This window comes from Pedobacter sp. 05T44, assembly GCF_056395985.1.
In genome coordinates this window covers 153,917-173,334 of record NZ_JBFTKO010000007.1, presented here as the reverse complement: position 1 = coordinate 173,334, position 19,418 = coordinate 153,917, and the positions used below count along the sequence as shown (strand labels likewise).

General features: G+C 38.4%; 14 protein-coding genes and 1 tRNA gene. 8 read left to right on the top strand and 7 right to left on the bottom strand.

Annotated features, from left to right (window positions below; translation table 11 throughout):
* The first annotated feature begins 13 nt into the window (after positions 1–13).
* On the top strand, positions 14–1,393 hold the full coding sequence (locus AC1DDK_RS13400) for an efflux transporter outer membrane subunit (protein WP_288881123.1): 1,380 nt from the start codon (positions 14–16) through the stop codon (positions 1,391–1,393).
* A gap of 24 nt (positions 1,394–1,417) precedes the next feature.
* Here the strand turns inward: AC1DDK_RS13400 and AC1DDK_RS13395 are convergent, their stop codons facing one another.
* The gene (locus AC1DDK_RS13395; protein WP_288881120.1) at positions 1,418–1,879 is read right to left on the bottom strand and encodes a type I restriction enzyme HsdR N-terminal domain-containing protein; all 462 of its coding nucleotides are present in this window, start codon (positions 1,877–1,879) and stop codon (positions 1,418–1,420) included.
* 46 nt (positions 1,880–1,925) lie between these two features.
* Between AC1DDK_RS13395 and holA the strand changes: the two genes are divergently transcribed.
* The 5 genes from holA to AC1DDK_RS13370 all read left to right on the top strand — a co-directional run bounded on the left by holA (position 1,926) and on the right by AC1DDK_RS13370 (position 11,332).
* A complete protein-coding gene (holA, locus tag AC1DDK_RS13390) occupies positions 1,926–2,951 on the top strand; it encodes a DNA polymerase III subunit delta (RefSeq protein ID WP_172659497.1) in 1,026 nt (341 codons plus the stop codon).
* 127 nt (positions 2,952–3,078) lie between these two features.
* Positions 3,079–4,119 (top strand): NAD(P)-dependent alcohol dehydrogenase, encoded by a 1,041-nt coding sequence (locus AC1DDK_RS13385; protein WP_172659498.1) that lies wholly within the window; start codon positions 3,079–3,081, stop codon positions 4,117–4,119.
* Between the two features lie 272 nt (positions 4,120–4,391).
* Positions 4,392–9,806 carry a PKD domain-containing protein gene (locus AC1DDK_RS13380; RefSeq protein WP_477621985.1) on the top strand — a complete coding sequence of 1,805 codons (5,415 nt, stop codon included), beginning with the start codon at positions 4,392–4,394 and terminating at the stop codon, positions 9,804–9,806.
* A 1-nt stretch (position 9,807) separates the two neighbouring features.
* Complete coding sequence (locus tag AC1DDK_RS13375; protein ID WP_337716389.1) at positions 9,808–10,836, top strand: PorP/SprF family type IX secretion system membrane protein; 1,029 nt, start codon at positions 9,808–9,810, stop codon at positions 10,834–10,836.
* Positions 10,837–10,918: 82 nt separating this feature from the next.
* Complete coding sequence (locus tag AC1DDK_RS13370) at positions 10,919–11,332, top strand: EVE domain-containing protein (RefSeq protein ID WP_172659501.1); 414 nt, start codon at positions 10,919–10,921, stop codon at positions 11,330–11,332.
* Here AC1DDK_RS13370 and AC1DDK_RS13365 read toward each other — a convergent pair.
* Both AC1DDK_RS13365 and AC1DDK_RS13360 read right to left on the bottom strand, forming a co-directional pair.
* The gene (locus AC1DDK_RS13365) at positions 11,329–12,528 is read right to left on the bottom strand and encodes a cation:proton antiporter (RefSeq protein WP_477611865.1); all 1,200 of its coding nucleotides are present in this window, start codon (positions 12,526–12,528) and stop codon (positions 11,329–11,331) included. The two genes, AC1DDK_RS13370 and AC1DDK_RS13365, sit on opposite strands and share 4 nt — an antisense overlap.
* Positions 12,529–12,569: 41 nt before the next feature.
* Positions 12,570–13,091, bottom strand: coding sequence for an acyl-CoA thioesterase (locus AC1DDK_RS13360; protein WP_172659502.1), 522 nt, complete (start codon positions 13,089–13,091; stop codon positions 12,570–12,572).
* Positions 13,092–13,193: 102 nt separating this feature from the next.
* Here AC1DDK_RS13360 and AC1DDK_RS13355 point away from each other — a divergent pair, with 102 nt between their 5' ends.
* Positions 13,194–14,684, top strand: a complete 1,491-nt coding sequence (locus AC1DDK_RS13355) for an alpha-amylase (protein WP_172659503.1) — start codon at positions 13,194–13,196, stop codon at positions 14,682–14,684.
* Here the strand turns inward: AC1DDK_RS13355 and AC1DDK_RS13350 are convergent.
* Positions 14,681–15,949, bottom strand: a complete 1,269-nt coding sequence (locus AC1DDK_RS13350; protein ID WP_337716391.1) for a type IX secretion system plug protein — start codon at positions 15,947–15,949, stop codon at positions 14,681–14,683. The genes AC1DDK_RS13355 and AC1DDK_RS13350 overlap by 4 nt on opposite strands.
* A complete protein-coding gene (locus tag AC1DDK_RS13345) occupies positions 15,946–17,874 on the bottom strand; it encodes an ABC-F family ATP-binding cassette domain-containing protein (protein WP_172659505.1) in 1,929 nt (642 codons plus the stop codon). Before AC1DDK_RS13345 ends, AC1DDK_RS13350 begins: the two co-directional genes overlap by 4 nt.
* A gap of 39 nt (positions 17,875–17,913) precedes the next feature.
* Here AC1DDK_RS13345 and AC1DDK_RS13340 point away from each other — a divergent pair, with 39 nt between their 5' ends.
* Entirely contained in the window at positions 17,914–18,945 is a 1,032-nt protein-coding gene (locus AC1DDK_RS13340; RefSeq protein WP_337716393.1) for a quinone-dependent dihydroorotate dehydrogenase, read from the top strand.
* 178 nt (positions 18,946–19,123) lie between these two features.
* Here the strand turns inward: AC1DDK_RS13340 and AC1DDK_RS13335 are convergent, their stop codons facing one another.
* Both AC1DDK_RS13335 and AC1DDK_RS13330 read right to left on the bottom strand, forming a co-directional pair.
* Positions 19,124–19,300 carry a hypothetical protein gene (locus AC1DDK_RS13335; protein WP_048907043.1) on the bottom strand — a complete coding sequence of 59 codons (177 nt, stop codon included), beginning with the start codon at positions 19,298–19,300 and terminating at the stop codon, positions 19,124–19,126.
* A gap of 31 nt (positions 19,301–19,331) precedes the next feature.
* Positions 19,332–19,402 (bottom strand) — tRNA-Cys (locus AC1DDK_RS13330).
* Between the last annotated feature and the right edge of the window lie 16 nt (positions 19,403–19,418).

The following is a 19,418-nucleotide window of genomic DNA, read 5'->3' as shown; positions in this document are numbered from 1 at the left end:
AGAAATGAATATAATGAAAAAATATATAGGGCTAATAATTTTGCTGACCATGTTGGTGTCGTGCCAGGTATCAAAGAAATACGAAAGGCCAGCAATAGATACAAAGAATCTTTACAGGGATCAGCACGATACAGATACAGTTACCATTGCCACTATGCCATGGCAAAAGTTGTTTAATGATTCGCTGTTAATTGAATTGATAACAGAAGGATTACAGCAAAACCTTGATCTGAAAATAGCTGTAGAACATATAAATGCAGCCAGAGCTAATTTTAAGCAAAGTAAAGCTGCTTTTTTACCAGACTTAACTGGTAATGCGGCCATAACCCAATCAAAATTGGCCTACCCTCAAGGATTTGGTATTATCAGCTCATCAACCCAGTATGATGTGGGGTTAACGGCCAGCTGGGAAGCAGATATTTGGGGTAAGCTTAAAAGTAGTAAGCGTAGTGCACTAGCTGGTTTACTGCAAACGGAAGAAGCGCGAAAGGCTGTGCAAACACAACTGATCTCTGAAATTGCAAATAACTATTTTACACTTTTGGCCTTGGATGAACAGCTAATTGTTTTAGAGAAAACGGTTGCTAACAGGAAAACGGATGTAAGCACAATGAAATCTTTAAAAGCAGCTAATATAGTAACCGGCGCCGCTGAAGTGCAGAGCGAAGCCAATCAATATGCGGCAGAAGTTGCTATACCCCGTTTAAAAAGGCAAATAAGAGAAACGGAAAATGCTATGAATGTTTTACTGGTTCGTAAAGCAGGTTCAGTAAATAGGAAAGCACTAGAATCTCAACAATTACCCTTTGATCTGAATATCGGTATTCCTGCCCAATTACTCCAGAACCGACCTGATGTTAAACAAGCAGAGTATGCTTTTATGAAGGCTTTTGAAACAACTAATGTTGCCCGACAGCTTTTTTACCCATCACTCAACATCACAGCTTCAAGTGGCTTTACCAGTTTTAGTTTTAAAGACTGGATTACACCCTCTGGGTTGTTTGCAAATGTTGCGGCAGGAATAACCCAGCCTATCTTTAATAAGGGAGCAAATAAGGCTAGACTAACAACTGCCAGGGCTGCTCAACAGGAATCGGCGTATCTATTTCAGAAATCCTTATTGAAAGCGGGAGAGGAGGTTTCTAATGCGCTTTTCTCTTACCAAACCGCAATTGAACAGCAAAACATAAGAACTAAACAATTGCAATCGCTGCAGAAATCGGTAGATTTTACCAAAAAACTGTTGCGTTATAGTTCTGCGACAAATTATACAGATGTATTAACTTCTGAACAGAACTTGCTATCGGCACAACTCGATAATATTGGTGATAAATTACAGCAATGGCAGGCAGTAATTAGCCTTTATCGCGCTCTTGGGGGTGGTTGGCAATAAAAGTACAGAGGAGACAGTTTGTTCTTATAAGGATTGATACTCTGGAAGATCTTTTATAAAGACAAACTGTTCCTCTTTGTGGTCTATTGTTGCATAACAATGCATTAGTCCGTTGGTTACTACCAGCCATTTGGTTTTATGAACAGAGTTGTACCTGGCCGCCTGGTCAAAAGTAGCCTGACTTATCTTAACAGAAGGTGCTTTACATTCAATAACCATTATTCGCTCTCCATGGGTACTGAATATTACAATATCTGTTCTCTTTTGAAGTTTATTTAAGTTAAGTCCGCCTTCTATTTGAATAAGCGATTTTGGAAATTTCTTTTCCAGTATCAGAAACTGGATGAAATGTTGTCTAACCCATTCTTCGGGTGTTAGTAACAGATGTTTTTTTCTTATTTCGTCAAAGATAAAATAACGCGACTCCTTTAGTGTTATCTTGAAAGGATATTGTGGTAGGTTAAGTGCTGTTGGTGTGAATGACATTTTTGTAAAAATAGGCAAAAAATTTTATCTAAGTTTGACCTATCATATGAGTGCTGCAGATATAATCAAAGACATTAAAGCCAGAAAGTTTAAGCCTGTTTATTTACTACATGGTGAGGAACCTTATTACATCGATCAGATCATTCATTACATGGAAAATAATGTGCTGAATGATATGGAAAGAGGGTTTAATCAAACTGTTTTGTATGGGAAAGATACAGACATGGCTACCATTATGAATGCTTCCAAGCGTTATCCTATGATGTCTGACTATCAGTTGATCATTGTAAAGGAGGCTCAGGATTTGAAGTGGGCCAAAGAGACAGAAGGGAGTAGTAAAGAGGCTGAGTTTGTGCTCAATTACTTTGAGAAACCCATGCCTACCACCATTCTGGTATTAGGTTATAAGTATGCTAATTTCGACAAGCGTAAAAAGATTTATAAAGCCATTGATAAGAGTGGTGTTATATTCCAGTCAGAACTGGTTAGAGATTACAAATTAGCCGGATGGATAGATGATCTTGTAAAAGAGAAAGGTTATAAAATTGCTCCACAGGCATCCGCCCTGATGGCTGAATACCTGGGTACAGACCTTTCCAAGATTGCTAATGAAATAGAAAAGCTGCTTTTAAATATTACTAAAGAAACAACAATTGACACTGATCTTGTTCAAAGAAATATAGGAATAAGTAAAGAGTACAATGTTTTTGAATTGCAAAAAGCACTGGCAGTCAAGAATATTTTGAAATGTAACCAGATCATCAATTACTTTGCCGATAATCCAAAAGCCAATCCAATGGTTATGGTTATGGCCAACCTGAATTCTTATTTCTCAAAGATTTTAAAATATCACTACTTGCAGAATAAGGGCGATGCTGCTAAAGAATTGGGTGTGAATCCATATTTTGTTAAAGATTATGAAGCTGCTGCACGTAGCTATAGTCTAAATAAAACCTTTGATATCATTAGCTTATTAAGGGAATACGACTTAAAGAGTAAAGGTGTAGACAGTACCGGTAACACCACCGATGGCGAGTTGTTAAAAGAGCTGTTGTTTAAAATGACCCATTAATAGTTTGAACCTAATTACCTGACTTTATTTCAGGATGTTTGAATTGTATAATAAATGCTTTGAAATGTGTAGTTAATATTTATGCTCACTAATGTAAATTTGTTTTATTATAAAATATAAATTAGCTATGATACAAGCCAAAGGATATGCAGCACAAAATGCTGAAACAGATTTAGCACCCTGGGACTTTGAACACCGGGAAGTAGGTCCGCACGACGTTCAACTTGAAATATTATATTGTGGTGTCTGTCACTCGGATCTTCATCAAATAAAGAATGATTGGTTTCCAGGAGTATTCCCAATGGTGCCGGGTCATGAGATTGTTGGTAAGGTAATTAAAGTGGGCGACCATGTAAAAAGGTTTAAAAAAGATGATCTTGCTGGTGTAGGATGTATGGTTGACTCTTGCCAGACTTGTGAAAACTGCAAGGAAGGATTAGAGCAATATTGCCTTGAAGGAAGTACCCAAACCTATAACAATAAAGGTAGAGATGGTGTACCTACTTACGGAGGTTATTCCAATACCATTGTAGTTCGCGAAGAATTTGTACTCCACATTTCGGATAAATTACCCCTTGCGGCCACAGCACCACTGCTTTGTGCAGGTATCACCACTTATTCACCTCTGCGTCATTGGAAAGTTGGTAAGGGTCATAAATTAGCCGTTTTAGGTCTTGGTGGTTTAGGACATATGGGAGTGAAATTTGGTGTAGCTTTTGGTGCTGAAGTAACCGTTTTAAGTACATCAGCTTCAAAAGAAGAAGCAGCGAAAGCTTTAGGTGCCCATCATTTTGTAGTTACATCTGATCCTGCTCAGGTTGAAGCTGTAAGAGGTTCATTTGATTTTATTCTTGATACTGTTTCTGCAGAACACGATATGGATATGTACCTGTCATTGCTAAGAACAAATGGGACACAGATTTGCGTTGGTGTTCCATCTCAGCCTTATGCAATTCAGCCCTTTTCACTTTTAGGCGGCCGTAAAAGCATTGCAGGCTCAGGCATAGGTGGCATACCTGAAACTCAGGAAATGCTTGACTTCTGTGCTGAGCACAATATCGTTTCAGATATTGAAATGATTGACATCAAAGATATAACTGCTTCGTATGCAAGAATGCTTAAAGGTGATGTTCGCTACAGATTTGTAATTGATATGGCTACGCTTTAATATTCTAATCTCTTTCTTTTAAAAATCGTATTTAAATATATTTAAATACGATTTTTTTTTGATTTGACCGTAAACTCGGCCATTCAATATATATGGTTTTTAGCATAAATAATCTTAATAATTCCCGGTAATTAATCAGAAGACTTAATGAAATTTACTTTCTAAAAATAAATACAAGGCAAATTTGATAATATTAATAATTAGAATGATTATTAATGAATAAAATGAACAATAAGTGAAAAAATCTTTACTTTTATCATAATATTTATAATATGATAAGACGTTTATCTTTACTGACGCTAGTTTTATTCTTTTATCATATTTCTATAGCATTCTCGCAAATTGTTATAGATCAGGTTGCATCTGGACCTTACACGCCTGAGTCAACTATAGCCGCAACTTTTAGTTTGGGTGCTACCTGTTTACAACCAGGTAATTCGTTTAATCTTTATCTTGTATCGCCCCAGGGAGTTGAAAAATCTATCGGATCCTATACCGGCTTCTACTCAACATTTGTAAATGGAGTAATCCCTCCGGGTACTACCGCTGGAACAGGATATAGGCTTAGGATTAAATCAACATTGCCAGTGTTTACTTCTTCAGATTCAAACCCATTTGATATAAAAGCAGGAGGAAAGGCAACAGTTGCTATAAATTCTAATTCTAAAGCGAGCACAAATCCCCTAACATTTGGAACTTGTAATACCGATGAGAACACACCAACAAAAGAATTTTTCTTTAACAATGAATCGAACACAGGAAACGTAACTGTAACTTTTAAAAATGAGTTGAACCCTGGAGTGCCACAAACAATAGCTTTTGGTGCTGTCGGAACTCCAATATCTTATACTGCATCACTTGCTCATTACACTATGTTTGTGAAAGCCACAATGCCCGATGGGTCGGTGGGTACAAAGGCATACTTTCTGATTAACAATCTTGCTGTAACTGCATTTACCACTACAAGCGGAAATACAGTATGTTTTCCCGTTGGTACATTCGAATATCGTGTTGATGTATCCAATAAAGGTATTGGAGTAAATTTTCCCGGTAACATTTATAAGGTAGACTGGGGAGATGGCACGTCTAACGAGTATACATATTGTGACATCAAGCAAAACAATGATCGTATCAGCCATACTTATACAAAGTCTTCCTGTGGGTTGTCATATCGATCTGGCAACCAAACCTTCTATAATGCTTTTGGTGTAAATGTTGGCCTAATAAGTCCGTTTTGCGGTGCAATCGGCTCACCTCTATCTACACCTGCAAAGGTAGTTACCAGACCAAAGAATCTGTTCTCTTTTCCTCCTATAGCATGTGTTAACGACGATATTATTTTTAACAATCAATCTCTACCCGGTGAACAGGCCAATACCAATTTTCCAGGTTGTGCACCAAATGATGTAAAATACAATTGGTACGTGGATGGCGCTCTTGCTGCTTCAGCTAAACCACTTACCTATAATTTAGTCCATAAATTTGTCACTACTGGAAAACATAAAATACGGCTTTCGTCAATCAGTGATGGAAATTGTCAGGCCGATGATCTGGAGTTAGAGATTTGTGTACAGGAACGACCAAAACCAAGTTTTACCTTACCCAATAATTTGATTTGCTTAACCGCGGGAGTGCTTACTCCGGCAAACACTTCGGTTTTAGATAACACGTCGTGCCCCTCAACTCCGGTTTATACCTGGAATGTAGTTCCGGCGCAAGGAGTATCTTATCAGGGAGGAACTAGTAATTCAAGCGTAACCCCACAATTTAAATTTTCTCAATCGGGTGTATATAATATTACACTCTCTGTTAAAACCGGAACCTGTCAAGAAATTACATTGCCACAAAAGATTGTAGTAAATACTGAGCCACAGGCAACTTTATCTCCGGAACAAAGACTTTGCCAGAAGGGTGATTTCGTATTTGGTCCTAATGCGACGGATACAAAAACGACTGTCAATGGAACGGCTGAAGATCTTTCAGATACCTACACATGGGAAGTTATCGGAACGGGTGCTTACTCTTTTGTAGCTCCAAGTACGGCAAACAGCAGATATCCAACCATAAATTTCGCTGATTTTGGTACTTATACAGTTAGCCTAACCCATAAAAATAATTGTGGAACCATTACCGTTAGTCAGAAAATAACATTTATAGAGGCACCGGTTCCAACTATCGTTGCAAATTCAAACCCCATTTGCAACAAAGCATCGGTTACTTTAACAGGGGCAATTTCAGGAAGCTATACCTCCTTTACCTGGGATAATGGAATTAATAATATTAATTTTTCAAATCCTTCTGATCTTACTACTGTATATACGCCAAGTGTCGCAGAGCGTAATGCAGGAAAGGTAACCATATTTTTGAGGGTTAATACGGGAGTGCCAGGCGCTTGTGCTACAGTTTTAAAACAAATAGACATTATTATACTTCCTGAAAATAAATTAACCAATACAAATAACACTAAAGTAGTTTGTACGGGCAATCCAGTAGATTTTATTCCAAAATCTACTGTTGATGGAAGCACATTTAAATGGACAGCAACAAATAATGATGGCTTAGCTACCGGATATAGTCCAACAGGAACGGGAAATATTACCGATATAATCACAAATACCAGTGCAACAAGTAATACGGTTGTTAGCTATACCATTATACCTCAAAAAGATGGCTGCGACGGAGAGCCATTTATTTTAACAGTAACAGTTACCCCGAAACCCATTTTAACTGCTACAGTAGCAAAGGCAGTCATATGTACTGGTAATCCATCTGGTATTTCATTGAGCTCAAATTTAGGCAATAACAATACCTTGTATGTTTGGACAAGTACTGCAAGTCTGGTTACAGGCAACACGAATCAGGTTACTCCCGTATCTGTTATTGCAATAAACGATATCTTAACCAATAGCGGATTAAATGAGGGAAGTGTTACTTATACGATTACCCCAATTGTTAATGGTTGTCCGGGAAATCCGAAAACTGTTGTAATCAAAGTACATCCCACAATTACAGTGGCTGATGCAGGTGCCGATCAATCCATCTGTAACCAGTCTACTTATACTTTAAAAGGTAATGCACCCAAAGCTAGCGAAATAGGTAAGTGGACTGTATTGCCTGCAGGGCCTCTAATTATTGACCCTACAGTTTACAATAGTGCAGTAACCTCACTTAATCCCGGACAACGGTATGTTTTTACGTGGACAATTACTTCGCCAAGTTTGTGTTCAACTACAGATGATGTGGTTATTGATAACTTAGAAGCACTTCAAAATACCATCACCAACCCATCAGGAACAACTGTATGTTCCGGGCAACAGGTTACCATTAATGGCGATGTACCCATTGGAGGTAAGCCTCCATATACCTATAGATGGGAAATAAGTACTAATCCAAGTACGAGTTGGACAATAATTCCTGATGCAACTAGCCGGGATCTGACCGTTACAATTCCTGTGAGCGCTTCGATTAGGCGTATAGTATCAGGTGGTGCTTGTGAAACTATAAGTAATGAGGTAAACCTGATAGCGCTACCACCAATAGCGGGAAATACAATTGGCGTAGATCAGGTCATTTGTTCCGGCAGTATTCCTGCTCCTTTAACTGGCCCACGACCTACCGGTGGCAATGGTTCAGATTACACCTATAGTTGGGAAAAAAGTATAGACAATGGGGTTAATTGGGTAGTTATAAATGGCGAAACAAAACCAACATATGCACCGTCTGCTCTAACTGTATCAACAAAGTATAGAAGGATAGCAAGTAGTGGCCTTTGTTCTGGTGGTCAGGCTAGTACTAGTAATAGCATAAGCATTACCGTTAAACCGGATGCACTTGCCAGTTTTACATTTGCATCTGATAAAGGATGTACGCCATTTAATATCGACAACCAAAATGTAAAAGCAATTGTTGATGTAAATCGAAATGATATTTACATCTGGTATGTAAATGAAACAGAAATCGGCAGGGGCGCTCAATTTCCTGGTTATCAAATCGCAAACGACAATGAATCCGTTATTATTAAGCTAGTAGTTACCAGTAAACAGGGGTGTAAAGCTGATGAAATGTCTCATGCATTTTCGACCCGGCAAAGCATTGCTGCGTCATTTACACAAGATAAATCCGAAGGATGCGGTCCGCTACAAGTTAGTTTTGTAAATACTTCCACTTCTCTTGTTGATGCTGATTTTAAATGGGACTTTGGCAATGGTATAACTTCTTCTTTAGTGATGCCCCCTCCAATCACTTTTCAGCCACATCCCCAAGGAAAAGATACCACTTACGTAACTACCTTAAGCGTAACTTCGCCATGCGGAACTAATGTGTTTACTTCATCAGTCTTTGTTAAAGCCCAGCCAATCGCTGTATTCTCACCAAATAAAACCGTTGGCTGCTCTCCAATGAAAGTTACCTTTAGCAATACCTCTCCCGGTGGTACAAATACTTACTATTATGATTTTGGAGATGGCGCCTTTCTTACTAGAACAGATAAACTACCTGTAGAACATGTTTATGTAACTGGAACAATAAAAGAGTATACCGTGAGAATGCGTGCGGAAAATGAATGCGGCAGTCAGGAAAGCAGTTACGTTATCCAGGTTTCCCCTAACACTGTTTTGCCTGAGCTAGTGGTAAACAGCTCAGAAAAAAGTGGCTGTGCACCATTTCTTGTGAATTTTCACAACAATTCTAAAGGGGCGAATCTATTTAGATATGATTTTGGAGACGGTGGGAGTAGGGTAACAAGATCAGCACCAGAAATTGTACAATACACATTTAAAAATCCAGGAGTATATAAAGTTGTACTTACTGCTTCAAATGGCTGTTCAGACACGACCACGACCGAGACAATCACGGTACTTGAACAACCAACAACCAACTTCACAGCAGACAAAACGGTTGGTTGTCCTGGCCTTCAGGTAAAATTCACCAACACAACCACTGGTGGATTGTCCTACCTATGGGATTTTGGAGATGGAACAACTTCTACAGAATTCGAACCAACGCATGTGTATAGCGGTTCTCTTTCATCTTATACTGTTACACTAACAGCAACAAATAGTTTAAATTGTCCAAATACACTTATACAAAGTGATTATATAAAAATTACAGCACCACCTATCGCACAGTTTTCAGTAGATCCTGGCATTGAAATTAGCATACCTTCTTATACATTTAGTTTTATAGACCAAAGCACCAATAGTCCAGATCAATGGCTATGGGATTTTGGTGATGGTATAACTTCGATAGACAGAAACCCAAAACATACCTATGCAGACACGGGGCTTTACAAAGTAACTTTAAAAGTGATCAATCAAAGCGGATGCTTTACTAGCTCCTTTAAGAATGTGAGAATTAGTGGAGTGCCCGGATATCTGTTTGTGCCAAATTCGTTTATACCCGGTAGTGAAAGTAGCGAACTTCGACAATTCAGAGCTAAGGGTTCAGGAATTAAATCATGGAGGATGTCAGTTTTTAACAAATGGGGACAACTCATATGGGAAACAACAAAGCTTGACGAAGGACATCCCCAGGAAGGCTGGGATGGAACATACCGCAATGTGGAATTACCCCAGTCTGTCTATTACTGGAAAATTGATGTCGAATTCATTAATGGATCACAATGGAAAGGCATGACATATAATAATAGCGCACCAAAACGAACGGGGCCAATTCATTTAATCAGATAACATGGCAAAGACATTAAAGATTCTGTTGATTTTGCTAATTTTTATAGGCATTGAATTTGCATCTGCACAAGATCATATTTATTCACAGTTTTTTAACCAGCCTATATATTTAAATCCTTCATTAACCGGTCAATTTGAAGGAGATATTAGAATGAACCTTGTTTATAGAAATCAATGGTCCGGCTTAAGTGGTGATCTGTCCTATATCTCCGCTTCGGCCGATTTGAATATTGCCAAATTTCCGGGAGGAGTGGGATTGATTTTTAATCGTTCCAGTGAGGGAACTGCCTATTTAACTAAAAACAATGCGGCTGCTACATATTCTTACAGTGTCGGTGGCGATGATTTTGTACTGTCATTTGGTATACAGGCAGGTTTTACCAATAGAACGATAGACTGGAACAAGTTGGTCTTTTCCGATCAGATTGATCCTCGCCTAGGATATGTTCCTGGCAGTATCTCTGCTGCTGAACCACATGATATCTCCAATAAGTTTTTCTTTGACGCAGCAACAGGTGTAAACCTTGTTTACCGTAACTTTATGCTTGGGACGGCATTACACCACATTAACAGGCCCGACGAATCCTTTAGCGGAACGCAAGCCAAGCTTCCAATGAGAATTACCGTAAACGCAAGTTTCAAAATTCCCCTCACTCCATATTTTGATTATAACCAAGATGAAGGTGCTTCTCTTATACCTTCTGTAGTTTACTACAGACAGGCAAGTAATAGCAACGTTAGTCTGGGAGCTCAATTTAAATACAAAAGCCTAAATACAGGTCTTTGGTATCGAACGGGCCCCCAGAACGGCCCTGATGCAGTTGTTCTTTCTCTTATTTTTGATCTTTTTAAAGGAAGGCGTAATGGAGAAAAGGTGAGGCTAGGTATAAGCCATGATGCTACCATTTCAAAAATTAATTATACAAATACAAGCGGTACTACTGAGGCTAGTATTGGATACGAAAAGTACTTCCCGAATAGTTCTGGTTACAATCGTTTTAATGGGCTAAGGTGCTACGACTTCTTTTAGATAATGATATAAATAAAGGAATAAAAAGTATATTTTTGTCAGCGGTTTTGTCAACGAATGTATCAAAAACCCTTTTTAAACTATGAAGAACACACAGTATTGGTTAGTGAAGTCAGAACCTTTTAAATATAGCTGGGAGAAATTTAACAAAGACGGCAGAACCTTTTGGGATGGTGTACGCAATTATCAGGCACGTAATAACCTGAAAGAGATGAAAGAAGGGGATCTGGTTTTATTCTACCATAGTAATGAAGGTAAAAATGTAGTTGGTATAGCAAAAGTGGTAAAAGAGTTTTATCAGGATCCAACTACCAGTGACCCTAACTGGGTTGTAGTAGATCTGGCTCCGGTCGAGGCACTTAAAAATCCTGTTAGTCTGGAACAGATCAAAGCAGAAGAAAGTCTTAAAGACGTTTCATTGGTTAGACAAGGCAGGTTATCTGTAATGCCACTTAAAGCCGAGGAATTTGATAAAATATTAGAGATGGGTAGCTAATGCATCCCCGAATAAGGTTCTGCTCTTACATATTTCTTTGTTAAGAGCAGACCTATACTCATTATCAAACTCGATCCTAATACCACAACAAATAAGAAAGAAGTTCCTACTTCTGGTATTTTAAGCGCATGAGGTAAATTAAAATACAGCAGGATGCTAATCAGTCCTCTTGGCGCAATAAAAGCCTCCGCTCCACTATTTTCCCTTCTAAAGATTTTAAGATAAACAAACCTGATCACAAAGATAGATGCAAGCATAATCAAACCGTTTACAAGAACAATTTGATCATTAAGCTGATAAATGTTCATTGTAAATCCGAATATTACAAAGAAAAACGTTCTTAAAATAAATGCACTTTCAGCAGATAACTGATGTAGTTGTGTTAAATCATTAGATAGATTCTTGTAAATAAAAATACTTCTAAACCAGGCGTACTTGATGGTGTCTGCATTGTTTAAAAACAGACCGAAAGAGAGTATTAAAACAAGGGCCGACAAGTGGTACGACTGCCCAATAGCATACACCATTATCAATATAGAGATGATCAGGAAAAACTTTATGTGATGTGATATTTTTCCCATTACATAAAGCAAAACGATGCAGGAAATAGCCGATAATATAACTATCAGTATCGTATTTAGTCCTAAGCCAGTAAACGAAGAAGTAGAGATGTGAGGATTAGATATGGCAAAATTAAAGAGTATGATCCCCAGAATATCAGAAAAAGAAGATTCATAAATGATAAACTCTTTTCCTTTTTTAGATAGTGCTGCGGCAGATGGAATAGCTATTGCAGAGCTAACCACACTAAAAGGAATTGCATTGCTAAAGCACGTGTAAAGGTCGCGGCCGGTAATCTCGTATATAATAAAAGTGATCACAGAAACCGAGGCGATCAGTATTACAAGTGCCGATAGAAAAGCACCCTTAATGATTTTATTTTTATCCCGATTGTATTTCAGTTCAAGTGATCCTTCAAAAACGATCATGATCAAACCCACAGTACCAAGAGCAGGTAAGATCTTTAGAAAATCGAAGGTTTCTATCTTAAGGTTATCTACAAGTACGCGCAGGCCTATTCCTAAAAGCAATAGCAGCAGTACAGAAGGTAATTTAGTTTTACTGGCAACAAGGTCAAATAAATAAGAGAAGATGACCAGGCCGCTTAAAATAATCAGTGTAGTGTACGTCGTCATTTTTCCTATTTATTTAATAACAGCATTCCTGCTGTTATTGTTTACTCCTTAAAAAAAAGGGCTTTCAACTCAATAGCGTCATTTGGCAACATCTTTCCACTCAATATCAACCGCAATTGTCTTCTTCTTAAAGCCCCGGCAAATAATTCGATTTCTTCCTCAGTCTCAGGTTTCAATTCCGGAACAGGAATAGTTCTTCCACTTTGGTCAACCGCTACAAAAGTATAGTAAGCCTCATTTGATTTTACCCTGCTTCCCGAAGGAATATTTTCTGCCCAAACATCCAGTCTTACCTCAACAGAAGTATTAAATGAGCGTGTAACCTTAGCCTCAATCGTAATTACATCCCCAAGTTTTATAGGCTGTTTAAATGATACATTATCTACAGAAGCTGTAACCACAATTCTATTGCAATGTTTTTGAGCCGATATTGCAGCAGCAATATCCATCCAATGCAATAATCTGCCCCCCATTAAGTTATTAAGCGTGTTGGTATCGTTGGGCAATACCAACTCATTCATTATGGTGAAGGAATCCTTCGGACTTTTTACTTTTGTACTCATCTCAGGCAAAAGTAAACAAAATTCAACATAATCACTTTTACGAGATAAAAGGAGTCAACTAGCTTTGGGTTTCTTGATGATTTTGTATCTTAGTTGTACGGCATGAAAAATCAAACGCTGATACAATATTTTCACTGGTATTATCAAGAAGACGTTAAGCTATGGATTAGGGTTGCCGAAGAGGTGCCAACATTTGTTGAACTCGGAATTACAGGCCTTTGGCTACCGCCAGCTTATAAAGCAACCTCAGGAGATATTTCTGTAGGTTACGATTCCTACGATCTTTTCGATCTTGGCGAGTTTGATCAAAAAGATTGTGTAGCTACCAAATACGGAACTAAAGAAGAATACTTAAGTGCAATTAATGCACTAAAAGCAAGCGGCATAGCAACTATTGCCGATGTGGTGCTTAATCATAAGGCCGGTGGAGATGAGCTGGAAAAGATAAAAGTGCGGAAAGTAAACGACCTGAATCGTAAAGAGTTTATTTCGCCTGTTATAGAAATTGAAGCATGGACTAAATTTACATTTCCAGGCCGAAAAGGTAAATATTCAAGTTTTATCTGGGATTACCATTGTTTCAGCGGGCTCGATTTTGCCGCTAACCTGCAAGAAGGAGGGATTTTTTCAATTCAGAACGAATTTGGAGAGGGTTGGGAAGATGTTCCTTCCAAAGAACACGGCAATTACGACTACCTGATGTTTAACGATATAGAATCAAGAAATCCCGCCGTGAGGCAAGAACTGAAGGAATGGGGCGAGTGGTACTATAACACCTGTGGAATGGATGGTTTTAGAATGGACGCCGTCAAACACATCTCCCATAAATTTTTAAATGAATGGATTGACCATATGAAGAGTACTTTTAAAAGGGAATTCTTTATAGTAGGTGAGAACTGGGTGGTTGATAATGTAGAAGAACTTAAATCTTACATTGAACTTACCGAAGGCCGCATGAAGCTCTTCGATTCGGTATTGCATCAAAATTTATATGTTGCCAGTCAGCAGCGGGAAGCATACGACCTCAGTAATATTTTTGAAGGAACACTTACGTTGATAAATCCATACTTATCAATCACATTTGTTGATAACCACGATTCGCAGCCTTTGCAGGCATTGGAATCATTTGTTGCCCCGTGGTTCCGTCCTTTGGCATATGCACTTATTCTTTTACGTGAGCAGGGCATGCCTTGCTTATTCTATCCCGATCTTTACGGCAGCGCATATAAAGATAAAGACCACAATGGAAACGAAGTAGAAATAGAGCTTTCTGCGGTGTTCGAATTACCAAAGCTGTGTACGGTTCGTAAAGATCTTTCTTATGGTGTTCAGCGCGATTATCTGGATCATCAAAATTGCATAGGGTGGACAAGGGCAGGCGAAGATGAAAATCCAGGTTCTGGTATTGCGGTGCTTATGAGTAACAGTGGTGCAGGAATTAAAAACATGGAAATGGGTGTTAAACACGCCAATAAAACCTTTACAGATGCACTTGGTAACATAACTGAAGAAGTGGTAGTAAATGAAGAGGGATGGGCAGCATTTCTATGTGCCCAGAAAAGTGTTTCAGTTTGGGTGTTAAAAACTGATTAACGCTTTACGTTGCCAACATTGGAATATCCAATTAATTCTTCCCAACGCATACCCGGTTTTTTATAATAGGCAAATACCTGGTACGTATTTAAAGTTTCAAAGAATGAACCTTCAAAAATTGCCTGGTCAATTTTTCCAGTATCCTTGTTTAACCAAACATATTTATAATCATAAAGCCCTTGTTTAAGCAATATGTTTCCGTAAAAACGTTTACGCGAAGATTCAAAGTTAAGCTTACTGGCCTCGTTTAAAACATAATTGTTAAACCTGCCAACAACATAAGCGTCTCCATTAGGAGTAGGGGGTACCGCATTTAAGGTAAACATCACATTCGCGTAATCACCTTCTGTTGGATCATCGCTGCCTTCTTTGTTTCTGATAAAGAAACTACCATTCTCATCAACCAGGTTGCTGTATTTCGCCTTGCTGGTATTGATGTCCGGAAAAAGCACCACGCTTGTGGTTGTATCCTTTATAATTTCCTGCACATTATCGCCTTTATACCGTAAGCTACGGATATCAAACTTTCTGAACTCATTACCTGCCGGGAAATCGTTGCTGTTTACCTCGTTATAAACCAATGTGCCAGGCTTAATAAAGTTCGGTTTTGTATTTATAATTGCCGTCTGCGGATTTCCATTCTGCATCACTATCGCTTTCAAATCCGTATAGGGATTCTGAATAGGCATTTGATGTAAAATAGTAAAGTTGACCTTCTGGTTGCTAAAACGCAGCGATACCTGTGAACTGGCCACTACATCTACGCCAATATTTACCACATTATCTACCACATAAAACTGCTGAGAAATAACCGGTTTTTGCTGGTTACCTTCTTCATACACCTTTAAAATATAGTTGCCCGAAATTTTAGGCCTGATCTGAGTATTCGGTAAAGTCAGTTGGTAATGTGTGTACTTTTGGATAGTTCCAAATGAGTATTTATACTCGGTTATCCTATCCTCACTTAAGCTTTCCAGATAATCTATGGTCGATAAGCGGGATGATTTCCAATCTGAAGTGCAATGTTCAACCGTATACCAGTAATTTTTGCTTCCGGCATTAAGGTCGTCAAATGAAAACACCAATCGTTCATTTGATTTCAGAGCAATTACAGGCAGAGATTGTTCTTGTTGCGAGTTGTAACATTGTACCGTCTTTATTGTAGGTTGGTACACCTTGTTTTCATATACAAATTGCTGATTTTGTGCAACAGCAATTTGTATACTTAACAACAGCAAAAAAAATAATCCTGCAGGTTTTATCATTTACTTTCTAGTTCCATTATTTCAGAAGCGAGGTCTTCCCAGGTATTTTGGGCAGTATCCAACTTATGCTTGGCAGCTAAATATTTTTTATTTGTTTCAGCAAGTTTACCTGCATCCGAATAAATTGCTTCATCAGCAATCTCGGCTTCTATAGACTTAACATCCGATTCAAAAGTTGCAATCTCAACCTCAATTTTTTTCAGTTGATCATTTAGCTTTTTAAGCTGTTGCAAACTGTTTGGAGTAGCAGGTTGTTTTTCTTCTAAGGCCTTTTTAACTTCTTTTACCTCTTTATCAGGTCTTACAGGAACACTGGAAGGTTTTGCAGGAGGTCTTTTGCTATTCCATTCTTCGTATTCAGCATATGTTCCCGGATATTCTTTAATGTCCTTGTCTTCTATGAACCAAATTTTATTAGCAACATTATCTAAGAAATACCTATCGTGAGATACCGCAATAAAAGTACCTTCATATTGCTGTAATGCCTGAATCAGGATGTTTACAGATTGTATGTCAAGGTGGTTGGTCGGCTCATCCAGGATCAGGAAGTTAGAGTCAGTTGTTAGCGATTTAGCTAAAGCAACCCTTGATTTTTCACCTCCCGACAATACACGGATCTTTTTGAAAACATCATCACCGGTGAAAAGAAAACATCCTAATATACCACGCAATTCCGTGTCGGTATGTTTAGGTGCAAAGGCCTGCAATTCTTCAAGAATGGTGTTCTCAAGGTGTAACGACTCCAATTGATGCTGAGCAAAAAATGTAGTAGTAACATTATGACCTGTTTCGCATTTACCTGTAAAGCCTTCGGCACCTGCTATAATTCTAAGCAAGGTCGATTTACCCTTACCGTTAGCACCAATCAAAGCAATTTTATCGCCTTTTTCAATCACGCCTTCTGCATTTTCAAGAATCTCTACATTAGGGTAGCTTTTTGTGGCGCCTTCAATTCTGATTACATGACGGCCAGATGGTTTAGAGAATTTAAACTGGAAGTTTACAGTAGGATTGTCATCATCCACGTCTTCCACACGCTCCATTCTATCCAAGGCTTTCATCCTCGACTGAGCCATTTTAGCTTTAGAAGCTTTTGCTTTAAAACGTTCAATTAAACGCTCTTCCTGCTTAATTTTAGCTTGTTGATTTTTAAATTCTCCTTTTTGAATTTCACCGCGCAGTGCTTTTTCTTCAAGGTAGAAACTGTAATTACCGGCATAAGAAGTTAGTTTTCCTTTGCGCGATTCAACAGTTTTGTTTACTACCTTATCCAGGAAATACCTATCGTGAGAAACAATTACAATAGCACCTTCAAAGGTACCAAGATAAGTTTCTAACCATTTAATAGACGGTAAATCCATGTGGTTGGTAGGCTCATCAAGTAATAAAATATCAGGTGTTTGCAATAGAATTTTGGCAAGCATAACGCGCATGCGCCAACCTCCCGAAAAGGTATTTAGCGGTCTTAACTGATCCTGGGTACTAAAACCCAAACCAGCTAAAATCTCATTAGCTCTATATTCTATATTGTATCCATCTAAAGCTTCAAATTCCTGTTGCTTATCGCTCAGTTTATTTAAAACCTCTTCAGAATAATCTGTTTCTATTTTTTTAAGTAATACCTCAATCTCATCGTGCAATTGGTTCTGGCGTTCAAAAGCCTCCATTGCAACGTGTAATATACTATGGTGAGAATCGTAAGAAAGTAAATCCTGGTTTAAGTAACCTATTTTTAAGTCTTTAGACATAGAAATAGTACCCGAAGAAGGAGCATACTCACCTACTATTATTTTTAAAAGTGTAGATTTTCCTGTTCCATTGGCACCAATTAGCCCAACGCGGTCGCCCGGTTTAATGTGCCAGTTTGCCTCATCATATAAGGCTCTGGAGCCTATCAGGAATGTTAAGTCGTTTATCGAAATCATGTGGCTGCAAAAATACAAACAAATTCCTATCTTCGTCCCATGTACCGTTTAATTAAGCCTATATTTTTTCAATTTGACCCCGAAAAAGTGCATTATTTCGTCGTTAAGCGACTGAAATGGTTTCATGAACACTTTCCGCTTGGCGAAACTATCCTCAGAGGAAGCTTTGATGTGAACATTAAAGGTCTTGAACGCGAAGTTTTTGGTATCAAATTTAAGAATCCTGTAGGCTTAGCCGCCGGCTTCGATAAAAACGGTGAGTACATAGAGGCACTAAGTGATCTTGGGTTTGGATTTATTGAGGTAGGTACTGTAACTCCATTGCCGCAGCCTGGTAACGATAAGCCAAGGATGTTCCGCCTGGAAGATGATAGCGCAATTATCAACCGAATGGGTTTTAACAACAAAGGTGTAGATACACTTGCTGAAAGGCTAAGGCTGTTAAAAAGTAAAAATAGCGATATTGTTGTAGGTGGTAACATTGGTAAAAATAAAAATACCCCAAATGAGGATGCATTAAGTGATTACATAAAATGCTTTGACCGCTTATTTGACGTAGTCGATTATTTTGTAGTAAACGTAAGCTCTCCAAATACTCCGGGATTAAGGGCTTTACAAGAAAAAGAACCATTGATGGAGCTGTTAAATACTTTACAGCAACGCAATAATAAGAATAACATCAGCAGGCCAATTCTGCTTAAAATAGCACCCGATCTTACCAATGAACAATTGGACGATATTGTTGAAATTGTAATGACTACAGGTATCGCGGGAGTAATTGCTACCAACACAACTATAGATAGAAGTAGCCTGCAAAGTCCGGAGCCGCTTAAGAGCGAAATGGGTGGTTTAAGTGGTAAGCCACTAACACATCGTTCTGTTGAGGTGGTTAGGTATTTATCTACCAAGTCAAACAAAGCATTTCCAATAATTGGCGTAGGTGGGATTCATTCTCCTAAAGATGCACGGGATATGCTTGATGCAGGTGCTTCATTAGTTCAACTGTATACCGGTTTCATTTACGAAGGCCCAGGGCTAATCAAAAGGATTTGTAAAGAGCTGTTAAGATAATCCCTTCTCCGGTTTTTGTGCGATCCTAAAACGACATAGGCATGCCTTGTTAATGATAAAGGTCGTTCAGAGTCTTTTCAAAGTCGTTAAGAGTCGTCTGAAAGTCGTTTAAAAAATGAGCATAAAAAAAGCATCCCTGTTTTTCAGAGATGCTCTAATTTCTTTTTAGAAAAGAAACTTATGCTTTAGCAGTAAGTTTTAATAAGACCGCGTTGTTTTTAGCTAACTGATCTGTTGTAGATTGACGTGAACGGCTACCCAATTCGATGTTAGTAGCAAGTTTTAAGTTTTTCACATCTAATTTTGCGAAAGTTTTATTTCTTCTGTCTTTTCTTTTTAATCTGGTAACTGCCATGTTAATCTTTTTTTATTTATTATAAATCTTGAGGTCGAGAGCGGATTCGAACCGCTGTAGGAGGTTTTGCAGACCTCTGCCTAGCCACTCGGCCACTCGACCCTACTGAAATTCAGGC

Bases quoted from the DNA above. Each gene is read 5' to 3' on its own strand.
- AC1DDK_RS13355 (WP_172659503.1), top strand. From the start codon at position 13,194: ATGAAAAATCAAACGCTGATACAATATTTTCACTGGTATTATCAAGAA.
- holA (WP_172659497.1), top strand. From the start codon at position 1,926: ATGAGTGCTGCAGATATAATCAAAGACATTAAAGCCAGAAAGTTTAAG.
- AC1DDK_RS13365 (WP_477611865.1), bottom strand. From the start codon at position 12,528: ATGACGACGTACACTACACTGATTATTTTAAGCGGCCTGGTCATCTTC.
- AC1DDK_RS13340 (WP_337716393.1), top strand. From the start codon at position 17,914: ATGTACCGTTTAATTAAGCCTATATTTTTTCAATTTGACCCCGAAAAA.
- AC1DDK_RS13400 (WP_288881123.1), top strand. From the start codon at position 14: ATGAAAAAATATATAGGGCTAATAATTTTGCTGACCATGTTGGTGTCG.
- AC1DDK_RS13360 (WP_172659502.1), bottom strand. From the start codon at position 13,091: ATGAGTACAAAAGTAAAAAGTCCGAAGGATTCCTTCACCATAATGAAT.
- AC1DDK_RS13350 (WP_337716391.1), bottom strand. From the start codon at position 15,949: ATGATAAAACCTGCAGGATTATTTTTTTTGCTGTTGTTAAGTATACAA.
- AC1DDK_RS13385 (WP_172659498.1), top strand. From the start codon at position 3,079: ATGATACAAGCCAAAGGATATGCAGCACAAAATGCTGAAACAGATTTA.
- AC1DDK_RS13370 (WP_172659501.1), top strand. From the start codon at position 10,919: ATGAAGAACACACAGTATTGGTTAGTGAAGTCAGAACCTTTTAAATAT.
- AC1DDK_RS13335 (WP_048907043.1), bottom strand. From the start codon at position 19,300: ATGGCAGTTACCAGATTAAAAAGAAAAGACAGAAGAAATAAAACTTTC.
- AC1DDK_RS13375 (WP_337716389.1), top strand. From the start codon at position 9,808: ATGGCAAAGACATTAAAGATTCTGTTGATTTTGCTAATTTTTATAGGC.
- AC1DDK_RS13380 (WP_477621985.1), top strand. From the start codon at position 4,392: ATGATAAGACGTTTATCTTTACTGACGCTAGTTTTATTCTTTTATCAT.
- AC1DDK_RS13345 (WP_172659505.1), bottom strand. From the start codon at position 17,874: ATGATTTCGATAAACGACTTAACATTCCTGATAGGCTCCAGAGCCTTA.
- AC1DDK_RS13395 (WP_288881120.1), bottom strand. From the start codon at position 1,879: ATGTCATTCACACCAACAGCACTTAACCTACCACAATATCCTTTCAAG.